Source organism: Yersinia artesiana (genome assembly GCF_902726545.1).
GTDB classification, from domain to species: Bacteria; Pseudomonadota; Gammaproteobacteria; order Enterobacterales; family Enterobacteriaceae; genus Yersinia; species Yersinia artesiana.
Window position 1 is genome coordinate 1 of sequence record NZ_CACVAD010000028.1, and the last position, 16,739, is coordinate 16,739.

A 16,739-nucleotide genomic window follows, 5' to 3' on the forward strand; every position below is an offset into this window, starting at 1 on the left:
CAATAATTGAGAACTATAGTACGGTAATTAAAGAATATGCGGGGAATAACCTGAAGAAGTTTAAGGAGTTTTATCCCGATACAGAAATTAAAGACACTTATGGTGCCGATGAGTTAATGGATTATAGTTGTTTTTTCTTAAAAGAAAATCCCGAATTGAAAAACCTTTTACTTGAGTATGATCTAACTAATATGGATACATTGAATTCTATTACGGATGAGATGAGAGAAAAAATGGAGGATGTAGAGGATATTGAGAAGAGGGATAAGAAGATAGGTGAATTAACCTATACACTGATGACAGTTTCTGGCTCGCTGATAACCACGAAAAAACTAGATAATGATTATATGTGATCTGAATGACGTAATCACTTATCGTTACGCTCTCAAAAAATAAAGCCAATAGGGACAATGCCAAATTTCAATTTTTAATAAGCATTGTCCTTTTTCTTATGTTATATCCGCCATTCCCTCGGCGGCCTCTTGACGCCACTTGACGACTAATGCCTTCCGCCCTGTTACGCCCAGATTTTTAACAATTTCCGCAGTCGTACGCCCCTGCTGTAAATATTGTCGCAATGCGGGAAGAGGGGCTTTTGTTTGCAGTAGTAGCCGCTGTAACGCAGGCAAACTCGCCTCTAATGGGCGCAAAGCAAACGCAAACCCGGTAAGCTCGCGCCAGTCATCATCATTTAAGGTAGTATCAGGTTGCTCTGGCGGGTGTAACGATACTGGCATTTCCAGACCAATCCATTGCTGCAACCAATACCAATCCCGCTCTAATTGCTGCCGTGCCGCCTCACAGAGCATGTTCCCGGCGGGACTCAGGGGTAACACGGCCATTGCCGCGTAACAGCCACTGCTGGCTTCTTTATGACTCCCGATACGCACCAGATGAAAGCCGCAAGCATGCCAAAAATACGCTAATTCTGCCGTATAACCAAAGCTGACCGAAAGAAAATCCAGCCCTTCGCGCTGCGCCCGAGCTTGTTCGGCAGCAATCATCTGCCGGGCAATCCCTTGCTGTCGCCATAATGGTGCTACCGCGATTCGACTAATTCGTCTGGATAATAATATTGGCGCTTGCCATTGCCCGCTGTGGGCCGCCAGTGATTGTGCCACCAAACTGCCTTTTGGCCGCCGCCTGCCAGCCCAAACAGCATGAGCTAATGCGCTATCCAGCCCGCCTTCATCCACCAACCACAAAGCCCCCACCACTGAATCAGCAACCTTTACGGCTGAAAAATGCATACCGGGCGCATCCATCAAACGCCGCAAATCAAGTGGTGTGGTGCGATAATGAGCGCTGGAAAGCAAACCATAAAAGTGGCGCAATAATTCGGGATGGCTCAACCAATCGGACTGTTCGCAGGCGATGATCTCGACAGGTGTAGAGGCTGATTCTATTGACGACAATTTATCATTCATCCGGTCATCATTGAACAGCATAATATCGTCGATAATCTGCTCCAGCGGATCATGGCTGGCCCAGCGAATAGGGTCTGTCAGTGTTAAATGATGCCAATCACTTAAGGTCGCGCAAAATTTCAATAAGAAGCCACGCCCCGTGCCTTCATAACCCTGTACCGTTGTGGTTAATAAAGCTCGAGGAAAGTGGGTCAAAAGCGCCGACAATAGCGCAGTTGGGATAGCGGCGGCCTCATCAATCAATAACCAATCAACATCACTGACGTCATGTTGCTGGCAATACTCCAGCAGTGCATCTGGCGCCCAAAAACGCGCGCGATCCCCTGCTCGCTGACTTAATACTTGAGTAGCGGCCTTGCCCGGCCCAGTGACCCAACAATTGCCTGTAGATTGCGCCACCAGCATACCGGCAAGTGTCGACTTCCCCCGACCGCGTGCTGCTGTTAGTACCCAAACACCCTGCCTGGCCTGCATCAAGCGCTGAAGAATCGCCTGCTGTTCTGTAGTGGGGGTACCGTCTGGCGGCCGCCAGTTTGGACGAGCCTCAAACTGCGGTACAGGCGGCAACTTACCCTGTTGCCACAAAAACACATCGCGAGAGGCCAGAAGTTGGCGCTGCACATGGCGGATAAAATTCGGCGTCGTGATTGGCGCGCTCTGTTCACTCCAGCGCAGGCTGTCGGTATCGGGTAAATGTAGCCAATCGCCCCACTCAGGCACTAATAACAGTAGCCAACTTCCTGCCCGTAATACTCCTGCTAACACCGCCAGCGCTTCGGTATTCAAGCCATCGGTGGCATCAAATACACCGTGTAACCCCTCCTGCCCCAATAAGGTTTTGGCCGCCGTCGGTCGAATGCCATTGGCACCAGGGGGGAAATGCTCCCCCACCCACAGCCAATCGCCAGCTAGTTGTTCACTCAGATTTATCGCCTGCTGCCGCGCCCAATCAGCATCGCCACTGAGCACCAGCAAGCGCCGATGCCCCTGCTGTGCCATCAACACCTGGCTGGTGATAATCCCATTGATCACGCTAGGATTTACCAATAATCAGTGAGAGCAAACCCGCAGCGATCAATGGCCCAACCGGCACGCCACGGAACAAGGCAACGCCCAATACGGTTCCAACTAATAACCCAGCAACCACCGACGGTTGGTGTGTCATCAATGACACGCCCCGCCCGCCAAGCCAGGAAACCGCGACCCCAACCACAATGGCTAAAATCGATTTCCACTGGACAAAGGAGTGCAGCACTTCGCTGGCACTGATTTTTCCACTGGCAATCGGTGTCATTACACCAATAGTCAGAATCAATATACCGATAGTTAATCCGTATTTTTCTATCCAGGGAAAGAACTGATTCAGTGGGGTGATACGCACCGCGATTAGTGTCAGAATTGCGAGTGTAACAGTCATGTTGTGGCTAATAATACCGAGTCCAGCCAGCACTAATAGGATTAATAAAGTGGGGTCAAGAGCTGCCATTGTTATTGTGCCTTATCATAAGAGTGATGCTGCCTTGCAATAAAATGCCGGCAGCCAATGCACCGGCAAAAAGTACGCTTATGATAGTCTCTGCTTACTTGAGGTTCTAGCGCTATTAGCGGGTGGCAAAGGTGTTGCAGCTATTCGGGTTGCCGCTGTCGAAACCACGTTTGAACCAGGTATAACGTTGCGCCGAGGTGCCATGAGTGAAACTATCTGGCACTACGCGCCCTTGGCGCTGCTGCTGTAACCTGTCATCACCAATGGCCTGTGCAGCATTCAGCGCTTCTTGTAAGTCACCAACCTCTAATACATTTTGCTGTTCCATGGCTTTGCCCCAGACCCCGGCAAAACAGTCCGCCTGCAATTCCATTTTGACCGATAAGCGATTAGCTTCCACCTCAGATGCGCCTTGCTGTTGTTGCCGCACTTTAGTATCGATACCCATCAAATGCTGTACATGGTGCCCAACTTCATGAGCAATCACATAGGCTTGAGCAAAGTCGCCATCTGCACCCAGTTTATTTTTCATATCTTCATAGAAAGATAAATCGATATAAACCGTACTGTCCGCCGGGCAATAAAACGGGCCCATTACCGACTGACCGGTACCACAGCCGGTGCGTGTTGCACCGCGGTACATCACCAATTTAGGTTCTTGGTAGCTGCGGCCCATTTTTTGAAAAATAGGTTTCCAGGTGTCTTCAGTATCGGCTAGCACCACAGAGGTAAATTTAGCGTATTGGTCATCTTTGGCGCTGACAGAACCTTGTGGGCGTGGTTGAGTCTGGGTTTGAGACATAGGATCGCTGCCGTTTAACAGCGGCGTCAGATCAACTCCGTAATAGCCCGCCACCAGCACCACTATCAGGATAACCAGACCACCTTTGCCACCAATTGGAGGACGGAATCCGCCACCGCCGCCAGATGAATCACCCCGCCGGTCTTCTACATTGTTACTTTCGCGACGACCTTGCCAACGCATAGCTTTGCTCCCAGATATATTCCTTACGTATTATCGTAGGAAATCCGCGAAGCTAATACCATTAAAAGTACAAATGATTAATGTCACGGGGGAAAATAAGAAGAATAAGGGGAGATAGAGGTTATCTCCCCTTATACCCGTCATACTTCAAGCTGCATGTGCGTTGGCTGCTCTCGCTCACCCGAATCATTGACTAGTGTCAACTCCTCGGGATTTTCTCAATTGCCGCCTTCCTGCAACTCGAATTATTTAAGGTATAAAAAGGTTACGTCAGAGAAAACGTAATCGATTGCGTAGTTAGTCTAATTTTACGCCAATACGGTGTGCAACTTCTTCGTAGGCTTCAATCAAACCACCCAGGCTTTGACGGTAACGGTCTTTATCCATTTTGTTCAGGGTTTTCTTATCCCACAAACGGCTGCCATCAGGTGAAAATTCATCGCCCAACACCACTTCACCGTTGAACAAGCCGAATTCCAACTTGAAATCCACCAGGATTAAACCTGCATCATCAAACAGTTTGCTCAGCACGTCATTAGCCAAATAGCTCAGCTCTTTCATCCGCGCTAATTGTGCTTCTGTCGCCCAGCCAAACGTCTTGCAGTAAGACTCATTGACCATCGGATCATGCATAGCATCATTTTTCAAAAACAAGTCAAACAACGGTGGATTCAGTTCCAGACCTTCTTCGATACCCAGACGCTTGACCAAAGAACCCGCAGCACGGTTACGGATAACACACTCAACCGGGATCATTTCCAGTTTTTTCACCAGCACTTCGGTGTCTGATAGCAAGCGTTCCATTTGGGTGGGAATACCGGCTTCTTCCAATTTAGCCATAATGAAATGGTTAAATTTGTTGTTTACCATGCCTTTACGATCGAACTGCTCAATGCGCTGACCATCCAGTGCTGATGTATCGTTACGGAACTCCAATACCAATAGGTCAGGATTTTCGGTGGTATAGACGGTTTTCGCCTTGCCACGATACAACTCAGCTAGCTTTTGCATCTTAATTACTCCAGTAATGTGACAATCTTTGATATACCCTTGGCACTTGAAGCCACAGTGATATTTACTGCAACAACAAGCTCTTCGGGTAGAAATAAACAAAGGGGCCGAAGCCCCTTTGGTTTTATTGAGTACTTATAGCACTAGTCTGACTAAGCGCCGCCTGGAACACCGCTACCAGCGCATCGTTCTGCGACTGAGTAAGCGTTTGCCCCTTAGGCCCGATGAACTGTAGGCTACTGCGGTTATCGAGATCACCGACTTGCAGCTTATAATCACCGGTTGGCAATTCTGGGTCTTTGGCACCCAATGCATCCCAACTGCTGCTGCTCATCGATTTAACGGTAACATTGATCGTACCCAGTGGGCGGCTACGATCTGTGACTTTCATGCCCACTTTTTCAAGTGCATTTGGCAGACGTTCCCACAACACTGCATATGGCGCACGTACAATCAGTTGCGGTAAGCCGGTATCATCACTGCCACTTTGGACATCAAGAGTACCGACTTTGCGTGCTGCCTGGCTGCTTTCGCTATCAGAACGCACCTTATCCAGACCTTCGATAATGGCATTCAGCATGGCGCCATTGTAGCGCTGAATTTCGGTATAGCTGGTAATAGGTTTGCCACCTTGTTGTAACTCAAGGGATTTCACCACCAGAGCCAACTGATAACCTTGCTCTTGTACACTTATCTGATAACGCCCTTCAAACTGGACGTCTTCATCTGCACGATTCCATTTAACCCAGTCAGTTGTCAACGTTTGGCTGGCATCCTGACGGCTGGCGATCGCCCAGTTTTTATCCTGTAGCACGCGGGTAACCTGCGCCCACAAGTTACGATTTTGCGGGCTATTTTCTAACAATAGCTTGCTGGTATCGTTAGCATTTTCAGCGCGAGAACCGCTTAACAATGCCAGTGGCTGAACCGGAGGACGGATGTCCAACTGTTTGCCCACAGCGCCTTGAGTGTTGACGGAGCGGATATCATACTCACCATTTTGCACGGGCAGAATCATCCCTGCCGGTGAGTTCAGTGGTTTCAGCCCCGGAGCTTCAAGATAAGACTCGTCACCGCCAACCTGGCGTTTGTAGCGTTGGTCGGTGGTACAGCCTGCCAGCAACATCGCCAGCGAAACCCCCACAACCGTTACCACCGTCGACTTTTGCAATGTTATTGCCATCAAATTTCCCTAAGAGTTACAGCAAACCTACGCTTTTCAGCGCGTCTTCCACAATCCGTTGGGCCGGATCAGTCAACGGGGTCATTGGCAGACGCATAGTGTCGTTAGCCATTAATCCCAGCTTCTTCGCGGCCCATTTCACCGGAATTGGGTTTGCTTCTACAAATAAATGCTGATGCAAAGGCATCAAGCGCTGATTCAAACGGCGAGCTTCGGCAAAGTTACCCTGTGCAGCCAATGCACAAAGTTCAACCATTTCGCGCGCAGCAATATTTGCTGTCACCGAAATAACCCCTTTACCGCCCAGTTGCATAAAGTCCAGACCGCTCGCATCGTCACCACTGAGCAGGATGAAATCTTCATCATCAACCAGCACTTGGATCTGACTTACACGACTTAAGTTCCCTGTTGCTTCTTTAACAGCAACAATATTTTTAATCTTAGCTAAGCGAGCAATGGTCGGCGGTAACATATCGCAACCGGTACGCGAGGGCACATTATAGAGAATTTGTGGCAAATCGGTACTTTCAGCGATCGCTTTAAAGTGCTGATACAACCCTTCCTGCATCGGACGGTTATAATATGGCGTCACCGTCAGGCAACCCACCACACCGGTATCTTTAAATCTTTCTGTGAGTGAAATGGCTTCGGCGGTAGCATTCGCACCGGTTCCGGCAATCACAGGAATACGGCCATCGGCCAGTTCGAGCGTCTGCAAGACAACATCAACATGTTCGTCATGGTTCAACGTCGCAGATTCACCCGTCGTGCCTACGGAGACAATTGCCGCAGTTCCACTGGCTACATGATAATCGATAAGTTTCTTAAGACTCGCACGATCGACATTACCTTTGTCGTCCATCGGCGTTATCAGCGCAACTATGCTTCCTGTAAAGATCGAACTTCCCGTAGACATTGACCACCCCCACCTTAAACAAGTTACTCATGGTACTTTTGACCTCTATCCAAAAGCAAGCAAACAACTGTGTTGTAAGCGCTTGGCAGCAGGTTTTTTTTATGTTTACCATGGTAACCCCAAAGAGCATGACAGGAAGAGCGATTTTGCCGCAGCTTGATGAACATTATCTGGTCATTACCGCACTCGGTGCTGACCGCCCTGGAATCGTGAATACCATCACCCGCCATGTCAGTAGCTGCGGTTGTAATATTGAAGATAGCCGGCTGGCCATGTTTGGTGAGGAGTTCACATTTATAATGTTGCTTTCCGGCAGTTGGAACGCGATAACCCTACTGGAATCAACCTTGCCGCAAAAAGGCGCAGAGCTTGATTTGCTGATTGTGATGAAACGCACCAATGCACAAAATCAGAAAGCCATGCCTGCCACCGTCTGGGTGAAAGTCGAGGTGAATGACTCCCCCCATATTATTGAACGGTTTACCAATCTGTTCCATTGCCACAATATGAATATCGCTGAGTTGGTTTCCAAGACTCAACCGGCTGAAGGTAACATTCCTCCCCGGTTGCATATTCAGATAAGTGCGCACAGTCCTGCCAGCCAAAACAGTTCGATAATCGAACACGCTTTTTATCAGCTATGTACAGAACTCAACGCACAAGGCAGTATTAGCGTTGTGAACTATCCACAGCATGACTCACGAATGGAGAGTTAGTAATGAGCCCATTGAAAGCCGGTGATATAGCGCCGAAGTTTAGTTTGCCCGACCAAGATGGCGAGCAAATTAGTTTGGCCGACTTCCAGGGACAACGTGTCTTGGTCTATTTCTATCCTAAAGCGATGACGCCTGGCTGTACCGTTCAGGCCTGTGGTCTGCGCGATAATATGGATGAATTGAAAAAAGCAGGCGTCGAAGTGTTGGGTATTAGCACCGATAAACCTGAAAAGCTGTCACGTTTTGCCGAAAAAGAGCTACTGAATTTCACTTTACTATCTGATGAGAATCATGAAGTTGCAGAGCAATTTGGTGTTTGGGGCGAGAAAAGTTTTATGGGGAAAACCTACGACGGCATTCATCGTATCAGCTTCTTGATTGGCGCTGATGGCAAGGTGGAGCATGTGTTTGATAATTTCAAAACCACCAACCACCACGAAATCGTTATGGACTACTTGCACCAAAGTGCTTGAGTCATAACACAGCGGCCCTGGCCGATAAATGGCAAAAAAGAGCGCTCAAACGCTCTTTTTTATTGGCAATAAATCGAATGATCCCCAAAGCCATTGCTGTTGCAGCAAGGCAGCCAGCGAACTCATCCCGATGAGCTGACTCCGGTCAGTGATTCGGGTGAGTGAGTGCAGCTAACACCGCTGCGGCATCAAGGGCACAGGGGATAATTAATCCGCATCCGGGATAAACTCCTCCGGCCAGGCATGGATAACAGCTTTCACCAATGTTGCCAGTGGAATGGCAAAGAACACACCCCAAAAGCCCCACATCCCACCAAAAATGATCACAGACAAAATAATCACCAGCGGGTGCAAATTCACCGCCTCAGAGAACAGCACCGGTACCAGTAAGTTGCCATCCAGCCCCTGAACAACCAAATAAGCGACAAAAAGTGTCCAGAAATCAGCCCCTATCCCCCATTGGAACAGCGCCACCAGCACCACCGGAATGGTGACAATCACTGCGCCGATATAGGGGATCAGGACAGAAAAACCGACCAATACCGCCAGTAACAGCGCGTAATTCATGCCCATCACGAAGAACACCAGATAAGTGGCGATGCCGACCACCACCATTTCCAACACTTTTCCACGAAGATAGTTGGTGATCTGTTGGTTCATTTCCAACCAAACCTGACCTGCCAAACCACGATTGCGCGGTAAAATACGGCGCACCGCGTTTAGCATCTGCTCTTTATCTTTGAGCAGGAAAAACAGCATCAGCGGCACCAGAATCAAATAGATGGCCAATGTCAGCAAGCCAATTAATGAAGCCAGCGAGATTTTCACCACTGACTCCCCCATTCCGGAGAGCTTGCTACGCAGGTTTTCTGCCATCATGTCGACAATCCCGGCGTCTACTAATGCGGGGTAACGCGCAGGTAATGTCTGAGCAAATGCATTGAATTTATTCAACATCTTCGGCATATCTGAAATCAGATGATTACCTTGCTGCCAGACTGTCGGGGCAACAACAAACACCGCCAGCAGCGCAATACCACCAAAAACAACCAACACGATACTGGCCGCCCACGGACGCGAACAGCCAATTCGTTGTAATCGGGCCGTTGGCCACTCTAACAAGTACGCCAGAACAATAGCTGCCAATAACGGGGCCAAAATGCCGCTGAAGAAGTAAAGAATGCAGAATCCAGCCAGCAGAATAGCCAGCAAAGCGATAACCTGTGGGTCGGTAAAACGACGGCGATACCATTGTAACAACAGCTCTAGCATCCGAAATTGCTCCTTAAATACTATGAGGGATCCGCAAGTCAGCGAATTCCTTTAACAGCCCCATGCTGCAGAGGCATAATCCGAAGATCCGTTGATGCTTCAGCCGTTTTTTATCACCGTTGCCTTAGTCACCATTACTTTATATAACTATTTCTTTATATCTATAGGCTGACTAAGATAGTTGCGAGTCTCAGTAATGGATGATGAGCTTAACCTTTAACCTATTTCATACTTTTTTTGTGATCAAACTCGCTTTCGTGATGATTGTACTGGAGAGCAGAGCAAGGAAGAAGAACTCTTACACATCTCGGAGTCTAATTGTCATTACATCAGTAGGGGCAACCTCGTTTATGACATATCGGTTAAACAAAACAGGTCGGTTAAACAAAACAGGCCGGGTAAGTAAGACGGTGATAGCCACATTGCTTGGGAGTTTACTGCTCGCCGGCCCCATACCTGTCAATGCTGAGACACAGACACAAGACCTGCTGCCCGATATCGGCACCTCAGCGGGGGCAACCTTGAGTATTGATCAGGAAAAAGCCATGGGGGACTTTTATGTCCGCCAAATGCGAGCCAGTGCCCCACTGATTTATGACCCATTATTGACACAATACATCAATTCGCTGGGTAATCGCTTAGTCGCAAATGCTTACTCGGTACGTACGCCATTCCATTTCTATTTGGTGAATAACGATCAAATTAACGCCTTTGCATTCTTTGGCGGCAATGTGGTACTCCACTCAGCCCTATTCCGCTATACAGAAAACGAAAGCGAACTGGCCTCCGTATTAGCTCATGAAATATCTCATGTCACCCAACGCCACCTGGCGCGAGCAATGGAAGAACAGCAGCGTATGGCCCCCCTGACATGGGTGGGTGTACTAGGGTCTATCCTGCTGACAATGGCCAGCCCACAAGCGGGGATGGCGGGCCTGAGTGGCACACTGGCGGGTGCTCAGCAGGGCATCATCAGCTTTACGCAAGGTAATGAGCAGGAAGCTGACCGAATTGGCATTCAAGTGCTGCAACGGTCAGGGTTTGATCCACAAGCTATGCCCAATTTCTTGCAAAAACTGGCCGATCAGTCGCGATATGCATCCAAACCACCGGAAATGCTACTGACCCACCCATTACCCGATAGCCGTTTATCTGATGCACGTAACCGTGCTAATCAGATGAAACCGCACCCAACCGCCTCGTCGCAAGATTACTTGTTCGCCAAAGTTCGTATTCTGGGTATGTATGGTTCAGCCGAAAATAGCCTGACACCTGACCTGCTTGAGACCTTAAGCAAAGGCACTACACGCGAACAACTGGCCGCCAAATACGGTCAGGCGATCGTGTTGTATCAAGCCAAAAAATACGATGAAGCCCGCAATCAGTTACAACCGCTGTTAACCCAACAGCCGGGCAATGTGTGGTTTCTCGATTTGATGACAGATATCGATTTGGGGCAAAACAAAGCGGCCAGTGCCATCAACCGCCTGCAAGCCGCAACCGCTAAACAAAATAATGATCCGGTGTTACTGCTGAATTTGGCCAACGCCTATGTTCAGGGCGGGCAACCCGCGGCGGCCATCAAGATATTGCGTAACTACACATTCCGCTATCCGAATGATCCTAACGGTTGGGATTTACTGGCTCAAGCTGCTGCGGCACTGGGCCTGCGCGATCAGGAACTGGCGGCACGAGCGGAAAGCCTGGCATTGAGTGGCAAATTAACTCAAGCCATCGGCTTACTAAGTGATGCCAGTGCGCGGGTGAAACTCGGCAGCCTGGAACAGGCTCGCTATGATGCCCGAATTGACCAGTTGCGCCAATTGAATGAGCGCTTCCGTAAATACCAGAAGTCTTAAGGAAAGTTATGATGAAAGACGTCACGATTTATCACAATCCGCGTTGCTCCAAAAGCCGCGAAACACTCGCGTTAGTTGAGCAACAAGGCATTAAACCGCAGGTGGTATTGTATCTGGATACCCCACCCTCGGTGGCAACGTTAAAAGAATTACTGCAACAGTTGGGGTTCAGTGACGCCAGGCAATTGATGCGCACCAAAGAGGAGCTTTATAAGGAGCTGAATCTGGCAGATAAGGCGCTGACACAAGAGCAATTGCTGCAAGCCATGAGTGATAATCCCAAGCTTATCGAGCGCCCCATCGTGGTTTATAAAGATAAAGCGCGCATTGGAAGGCCGCCAGAGCAGGTATTGGAGATTTTGTAGTCATTGCCTGAATGGAATCATACCCTGCGTCATAAGAACGTGGGGTATTAAAGGCTGAGGATCTCTTTCACAAAGGGGATAGTCAATTTACGCTGCGCAGTAATGGAGGCTCGATCAAGCTGATCCAACGTCATAAATAAAGTGCGCATTTCTCGATCGAGACGTTTTAGCAGAAAACGGCCCACATCTTCCGGTAATTCAAAGCCGCGTAATTTGGCGCGTAATTGCAAAGCCTGCAATTTTTCATCATCTGATAAGGGCTGCAATTTATAGATCTGCCCCCAATCAAGTCGGGAAGCCAAATCAGGCAAACCAAGATTTAACTGCCGTGGCGGACGATCACCGGTGATCAATAAACGGGTACGGCCGGTTTCCACAATGCGGTTATAGAGATTAAACATCGCCATCTCCCACTGTTCGTCGCCAGCAATACACTCAATATTATCAATACAAACCAGGGCCAATTGCTCCATGCCATCCAACACTTCCGGCACGAAATAAGCACGTTTATCCAGCGGGACATACCCCACCGCCTCACCTTTTTGTGATAGCTCGGCGCAAGCTGCATGCAACAAATGACTGCGGCCACCGCCTTCGCGCGACCAAAAATAGATATAACTGCCATGAGACTGATGAACAGCGGACTGGATCGCCGCTAATAGGGACGGGTTCTCCCCCGGATAAAAACTGGCAAAAGTTTCATCATCGGGAAGATAGAGTGGCAGTGAAAGCTGTGCCGGCGTATTCAGAAGCACCTCAACCAACAAAACGGGCGGGAAAACGTGGCAAGCTTACCACAAAAAATGACAACAGCATAAAAACCTGATCTGCGGCAAAAAACTGGCCGAACCCACAAGTGCGGCTCGACCAGATAGCACTTTTACTTAAGCGCAGGTTCGTCTTCCGTCGCCTCAATAATTTCTTCTTCGGTGCGGATCAAGCTAATCACTTTGAACAACAGGCTCAGGCCGATACCTACGACAGTTGCCAGTGCCATGCCTTTCAACTCAGTTGCACCAATGTTCACTTTCGCGCCGCTCACCCCAATGATCAGGATAACAGAGGTTAAGATCAGGTTTTGTGCTTTGTTATAGTCAACTTTTGACTCGATCAACACGCGAATACCTGACGCCGCAATAACCCCGTACAGCAGCAGGGAGACGCCCCCCATAACCGGTACCGGCACCGCCTGAATTGCAGCGGCCAACTTGCCGACACAAGAGAGCATAATCGCCAGAATCGCCGCACCACCGATAACCCAGGTACTGTAAACACGGGTGATCGCCATAACGCCGATATTTTCACCATAAGTGGTATTCGGTGTCGAACCGAAGAAACCTGAAATAACCGTCGAAATACCATTAGCAAACATCGAACGATGCAGGCCAGGGTCACGAATCAAATCTTTTTTCACAATATTCGCTGTGACCACCAAATGCCCAATATGCTCGGCAATCACCACCAATGCCGCGGGCAAGATGGTCAGAATGGCAAACCACTCAAAACGCGGGGTATAGAATGTCGGCAAGGCAAACCAATGCGCTTCACGAATAGGAGTCAAATCAACCACCCCCATCACGAATGACAAGGCATAACCGACCAGTACACCAATCAGAATAGGGATAATGGCAAAGAAACCACGGAATAACACTGACCCCAGAATGGTCACACCTAAGGTCACCATTGAAATGATGATGGTGGCGGAATCGACTGTCACCCCTTCGGCAGGCAGCAACCCCGCCATTCCCGCAGCCACGCCAGCCAATTCAAGGCCGATAACCGCCACAATCGCCCCCATTGCCGCTGGTGGGAACAGCACATTCAACCAACCGGTGCCAGCTTTTTTTACAATCAGCGCCACCAGACAGAACAATACACCGCACATGATAAAACCGCCCAAGGCGACTTCGTAACCCAATGGCAGTAATAGCAATACTGGCGAAATAAAGGCAAAACTGGAACCCAGATAAGCCGGGATTTTTCCCTTACAAATAAATAAGTAAAGCAAGGTTCCGATGCCGTTAAACAACAGCACCGTCGCCGGGTTAATTTTAAACAGAATAGGAACTAAAACAGTGGCACCAAACATTGCGAACAAATGTTGGAAACTCAGGGGGATCGTCTGGAGCAGCGGTGGGCGCTCGCTGACGCCAATGGTGCGACGGCTCATTTTCTCTATCCTCTAATGAAAGTTATATGGTGTGGTGTTGAATGCTAAAAATTATTCAAAAAAAAGCCGACTATCGAGTCGGCTATCTACTAAAGGTTATTCCAGTATGCGGTAATGAGCACAGGCAGTTTGGACACGGACAGCGCACAGAAACCGGAGCGTACACGCAGTACGTGAGGATTTCGAGCACTGCCCTGGTTCAAAATGGCAAGCGAATAGCATAATGGGGTGACCTTTTATTTGGTTCCGAAAATCTTATCACCGGCATCACCCAATCCAGGGATAATGTAGCCGTGTTCGTTCAGGCCTTGATCGATGGAAGCGGTGTACAGCTCGACATCTGGGTGAGCGGCTTCCAGCGCTTTGATGCCCTCAGGAGCGGCGACCAATACCAATACCTTAATACTCTTACAACCCGCTTTCTTGAGCAGATCAATGGTGGCAATCATCGAACCACCGGTTGCCAGCATCGGGTCAACCACCAGCGCCATGCGCTCATCGATATTTGATACCAGCTTCTGGAAGTAAGGGACTGGTTTTAGGGTTTCTTCATCACGATAGACACCCACCACACTGATGCGCGCGCTAGGTACATTTTCCAATACCCCTTCCATCATGCCCAAACCAGCACGCAGAATAGGGACTACGGTAATTTTCTTACCTTTAATCTGTTCAATCTCAACCGGCCCGTTCCAACCCTCGATGGTGACTTTTTCAGTTTCCAGATCGGCGGTTGCCACGTAAGTCAGCAAACTCCCCACTTCAGACGCTAACTCGCGAAAACGCTTCGTACTGATATCATTCTCACGCATCAAACCAAGTTTATGTTTTACTAGCGGGTGTTTCACCTCAACGATCTTCATTATTTTTCTCCTGGTTAGGCGACTGGCGGCCAAAAAAATCGCGAGATTATACCGCCTTTTTTTTTGAACGCCACAATGAATAGCCTGATTCAGATCAATAGAAAATCATTATTAAGTCAAGAAAGCTAAAAATCGGAGTGATATCACAAGCTACTCGCAAACGTTTGCCTGCGCTGTTAGAATTGTCGCGTTTTCTTCCTAAGCTCAAACAGCCAACCGCAGTGGGGACCTCGCAGTGACCAACAAAACCTCTCTCAGCTATAAAGACGCAGGTGTAGATATTGATGCCGGCAATGACCTTGTTGATCGCATAAAAGGTGTGGTTAAACAGACTCGTCGCCCGGAAGTGATGGGGGGATTGGGCGGCTTCGGTGCCCTCTGCGCTTTGCCACAAAAATACCGTGAACCTATTCTGGTTTCAGGCACCGACGGCGTAGGCACCAAGCTGCGTCTGGCGATGGACCTGAAACGTCACGATACCATCGGTATCGATTTAGTCGCCATGTGTGTCAACGACCTGGTAGTTCAAGGCGCAGAACCACTGTTCTTCCTTGATTACTTTGCTACCGGTAAACTGGATGTGGATACTGCCGCCAGTGTGATTACCGGAATTGCCGAAGGGTGCAAACAATCAGGTTGTGCGCTGGTTGGTGGTGAAACGGCCGAAATGCCGGGGATGTACCACGGTGAAGATTACGACGTTGCCGGTTTCTGTGTTGGCGTGGTCGAAAAGTCAGAAATTATCGACGGCAGCAAGGTGGCACCAGGTGATGCACTGGTGGCGTTAGGGGCTAGCGGCCCGCACTCTAACGGTTACTCTTTGGTGCGCAAAATTCTGGAAGTCAGTCAAACCAATCCAGAACAGACCCAATTGGATGGCAAATCTCTGGCCGACCATCTGCTGGAACCGACCAAAATCTACGTAAAATCAATTCTTAGCCTGATTGAGCAGCTTGATATCCATGCTATTGCTCACCTGACCGGTGGTGGCTTCTGGGAGAATATCCCACGCGTGTTGCCACAAGGGACTCAGGCAGTGATTGATGAAGCTAGCTGGCAGTGGCCTACGGTATTTAGCTGGTTGCAAGAGACGGGTAATGTCAGCCGCCACGAAATGTACCGTACCTTTAACTGCGGTGTTGGTATGGTTGTTGCGCTCCCCGCTGAACTGGCAGACAAAGCGGTTGAATTGTTAACCGCATCCGGCGAAAAAGCCTGGAAAATTGGTGTTATCGCTGCGGCGACTGATGGTGCAGAGCAAGTCATTATCAATCCGTAATATTGATAATTCCCCCTGCAACTTCAAGTACGAAGGGTATTATGAAAAAGATAGTGGTATTGGTCTCGGGCCAAGGCAGTAATTTACAGGCACTGATAGACGCCCAACAACAAGGGCGTATTTCAGGGGAGATTAGTGCTGTTTTCAGTAATAATCCTGATGCTTATGGGCTGGAGCGAGCTGAACTGGCAGGTATTGCGCATCATGCTCTGGATACCAAGGCTTATGCCGATCGCGCCAGTTTTGATTTAGCATTAGCGCAAGCCATTGATCAGTATCAACCTGATTTACTGGTGCTGGCGGGTTATATGCGTATTCTTAGCCCGGAATTTGTTCAGCATTATGCTGGCCGGATGTTGAATATTCATCCCTCGCTGCTGCCGAAATACCCCGGTTTGCATACCCATCGTCAAGCATTGGAAAACGGCGACCAGGAACACGGTACCTCAGTGCATTTTGTCACAGAAGAACTGGATGGCGGCCCGGTCATCCTGCAAGCCAAAGTCCCGATTTTCAGTGATGATAGCGAAGCGGATGTGATGTTGAGAGTGCAAACTCAAGAGCACAGCATTTACCCGTTAGTGGTCGGCTGGTTTACTGATGGCCGTCTGGCAATGCGTGATAATGCCGCCTGGCTGGATGATAAACGCTTACCACCCCAAGGCTACGCTGCTGAGTAATATTGGCTTATTGCACAATAAAGGCGCGACTTTCTAAAAGGAGCGCCTTTTTTA

17 protein-coding genes are annotated in these 16,739 nt (G+C 49.0%); 7 read left to right on the plus strand and 10 right to left on the minus strand.

What is annotated here, in order from left to right; translation table 11 throughout:
• A partial coding sequence (locus HU019_RS11235) for a hypothetical protein (RefSeq protein ID WP_235921484.1) occupies window positions 1-353 on the plus strand: 353 nt, incomplete at its 5' end.
• A gap of 96 nt (window positions 354-449) precedes the next feature.
• On the opposite strand, the gene HU019_RS11240 is transcribed toward HU019_RS11235, so the two are convergent.
• The 6 genes from HU019_RS11240 to dapA form a co-directional block, all read right to left on the minus strand.
• Window positions 450-2,459, minus strand: a complete 2,010-nt coding sequence (locus tag HU019_RS11240; protein WP_174849042.1) for a tRNA(Met) cytidine acetyltransferase TmcA — start codon at window positions 2,457-2,459, stop codon at window positions 450-452.
• 1 nt (window position 2,460) lies between these two features.
• Window positions 2,461-2,913: a DUF441 domain-containing protein gene (locus tag HU019_RS11245; RefSeq protein ID WP_005162074.1), complete on the minus strand. Its 453-nt coding sequence runs from the start codon at window positions 2,911-2,913 to the stop codon at window positions 2,461-2,463.
• A 115-nt stretch (window positions 2,914-3,028) separates the two neighbouring features.
• Window positions 3,029-3,898, minus strand: coding sequence for a KPN_02809 family neutral zinc metallopeptidase (gene ypfJ / locus HU019_RS11250; protein ID WP_174849043.1), 870 nt, complete (start codon window positions 3,896-3,898; stop codon window positions 3,029-3,031).
• Between the two features lie 297 nt (window positions 3,899-4,195).
• Window positions 4,196-4,909, minus strand: coding sequence for a phosphoribosylaminoimidazolesuccinocarboxamide synthase (gene purC / locus HU019_RS11255; RefSeq protein ID WP_019083680.1), 714 nt, complete (start codon window positions 4,907-4,909; stop codon window positions 4,196-4,198).
• A gap of 124 nt (window positions 4,910-5,033) precedes the next feature.
• Window positions 5,034-6,092 carry an outer membrane protein assembly factor BamC gene (gene bamC, locus HU019_RS11260; RefSeq protein WP_174849044.1) on the minus strand — a complete coding sequence of 353 codons (1,059 nt, stop codon included), beginning with the start codon at window positions 6,090-6,092 and terminating at the stop codon, window positions 5,034-5,036.
• A gap of 16 nt (window positions 6,093-6,108) precedes the next feature.
• Window positions 6,109-6,990 carry a 4-hydroxy-tetrahydrodipicolinate synthase gene (dapA, locus tag HU019_RS11265; protein ID WP_174849084.1) on the minus strand — a complete coding sequence of 294 codons (882 nt, stop codon included), beginning with the start codon at window positions 6,988-6,990 and terminating at the stop codon, window positions 6,109-6,111.
• A 164-nt stretch (window positions 6,991-7,154) separates the two neighbouring features.
• Between dapA and HU019_RS11270 the strand changes: the two genes are divergently transcribed.
• Together HU019_RS11270 and bcp are read left to right on the plus strand one after the other, a co-directional pair.
• Window positions 7,155-7,724 carry a glycine cleavage system transcriptional repressor gene (locus tag HU019_RS11270; RefSeq protein WP_174849085.1) on the plus strand — a complete coding sequence of 190 codons (570 nt, stop codon included), beginning with the start codon at window positions 7,155-7,157 and terminating at the stop codon, window positions 7,722-7,724.
• 2 nt (window positions 7,725-7,726) lie between these two features.
• On the plus strand, window positions 7,727-8,197 hold the full coding sequence (bcp, locus tag HU019_RS11275) for a thioredoxin-dependent thiol peroxidase (protein WP_174849045.1): 471 nt from the start codon (window positions 7,727-7,729) through the stop codon (window positions 8,195-8,197).
• 207 nt (window positions 8,198-8,404) lie between these two features.
• Here bcp and HU019_RS11280 read toward each other — a convergent pair whose 3' ends face one another.
• Window positions 8,405-9,469: an AI-2E family transporter gene (locus tag HU019_RS11280; RefSeq protein WP_174849046.1), complete on the minus strand. Its 1,065-nt coding sequence runs from the start codon at window positions 9,467-9,469 to the stop codon at window positions 8,405-8,407.
• 350 nt (window positions 9,470-9,819) lie between these two features.
• Here HU019_RS11280 and bepA point away from each other — a divergent pair, with 350 nt between their 5' ends.
• Together bepA and arsC are read left to right on the plus strand one after the other, a co-directional pair.
• Window positions 9,820-11,328 carry a beta-barrel assembly-enhancing protease gene (bepA, locus tag HU019_RS11285; protein WP_174849047.1) on the plus strand — a complete coding sequence of 503 codons (1,509 nt, stop codon included), beginning with the start codon at window positions 9,820-9,822 and terminating at the stop codon, window positions 11,326-11,328.
• A gap of 11 nt (window positions 11,329-11,339) precedes the next feature.
• A complete protein-coding gene (gene arsC / locus HU019_RS11290; protein ID WP_174849086.1) occupies window positions 11,340-11,693 on the plus strand; it encodes an arsenate reductase (glutaredoxin) in 354 nt (117 codons plus the stop codon).
• Window positions 11,694-11,740: 47 nt separating this feature from the next.
• On the opposite strand, the gene hda is transcribed toward arsC, so the two are convergent.
• From hda to upp, 3 genes are all read right to left on the minus strand, one after another.
• Entirely contained in the window at window positions 11,741-12,448 is a 708-nt protein-coding gene (gene hda / locus HU019_RS11295) for a DnaA inactivator Hda (protein ID WP_005172380.1), read from the minus strand.
• Between the two features lie 125 nt (window positions 12,449-12,573).
• The gene (uraA, locus tag HU019_RS11300; RefSeq protein ID WP_174849048.1) at window positions 12,574-13,863 is read right to left on the minus strand and encodes a uracil permease; all 1,290 of its coding nucleotides are present in this window, start codon (window positions 13,861-13,863) and stop codon (window positions 12,574-12,576) included.
• A 236-nt stretch (window positions 13,864-14,099) separates the two neighbouring features.
• Complete coding sequence (gene upp / locus HU019_RS11305; RefSeq protein ID WP_005162121.1) at window positions 14,100-14,726, minus strand: uracil phosphoribosyltransferase; 627 nt, start codon at window positions 14,724-14,726, stop codon at window positions 14,100-14,102.
• A 235-nt stretch (window positions 14,727-14,961) separates the two neighbouring features.
• On the opposite strand from upp, the gene purM reads away from it, so the two are divergent.
• Complete coding sequence (gene purM / locus HU019_RS11310) at window positions 14,962-16,005, plus strand: phosphoribosylformylglycinamidine cyclo-ligase (protein ID WP_174849049.1); 1,044 nt, start codon at window positions 14,962-14,964, stop codon at window positions 16,003-16,005.
• 41 nt (window positions 16,006-16,046) lie between these two features.
• Window positions 16,047-16,685: a phosphoribosylglycinamide formyltransferase gene (purN, locus tag HU019_RS11315; protein ID WP_174849050.1), complete on the plus strand. Its 639-nt coding sequence runs from the start codon at window positions 16,047-16,049 to the stop codon at window positions 16,683-16,685.
• Window positions 16,686-16,739 lie beyond the last annotated feature (54 nt).

Bases quoted from the DNA above. Each gene is read 5' to 3' on its own strand.
- HU019_RS11245 (WP_005162074.1), bottom strand. From the start codon at position 2,913: ATGGCAGCTCTTGACCCCACTTTATTAATCCTATTAGTGCTGGCTGGA.
- ypfJ (WP_174849043.1), bottom strand. From the start codon at position 3,898: ATGCGTTGGCAAGGTCGTCGCGAAAGTAACAATGTAGAAGACCGGCGG.
- purC (WP_019083680.1), bottom strand. From the start codon at position 4,909: ATGCAAAAGCTAGCTGAGTTGTATCGTGGCAAGGCGAAAACCGTCTAT.
- bamC (WP_174849044.1), bottom strand. From the start codon at position 6,092: ATGGCAATAACATTGCAAAAGTCGACGGTGGTAACGGTTGTGGGGGTT.
- bcp (WP_174849045.1), top strand. From the start codon at position 7,727: ATGAGCCCATTGAAAGCCGGTGATATAGCGCCGAAGTTTAGTTTGCCC.
- HU019_RS11280 (WP_174849046.1), bottom strand. From the start codon at position 9,469: ATGCTAGAGCTGTTGTTACAATGGTATCGCCGTCGTTTTACCGACCCA.
- bepA (WP_174849047.1), top strand. From the start codon at position 9,820: ATGACATATCGGTTAAACAAAACAGGTCGGTTAAACAAAACAGGCCGG.
- arsC (WP_174849086.1), top strand. From the start codon at position 11,340: ATGAAAGACGTCACGATTTATCACAATCCGCGTTGCTCCAAAAGCCGC.
- uraA (WP_174849048.1), bottom strand. From the start codon at position 13,863: ATGAGCCGTCGCACCATTGGCGTCAGCGAGCGCCCACCGCTGCTCCAG.
- upp (WP_005162121.1), bottom strand. From the start codon at position 14,726: ATGAAGATCGTTGAGGTGAAACACCCGCTAGTAAAACATAAACTTGGT.
- purN (WP_174849050.1), top strand. From the start codon at position 16,047: ATGAAAAAGATAGTGGTATTGGTCTCGGGCCAAGGCAGTAATTTACAG.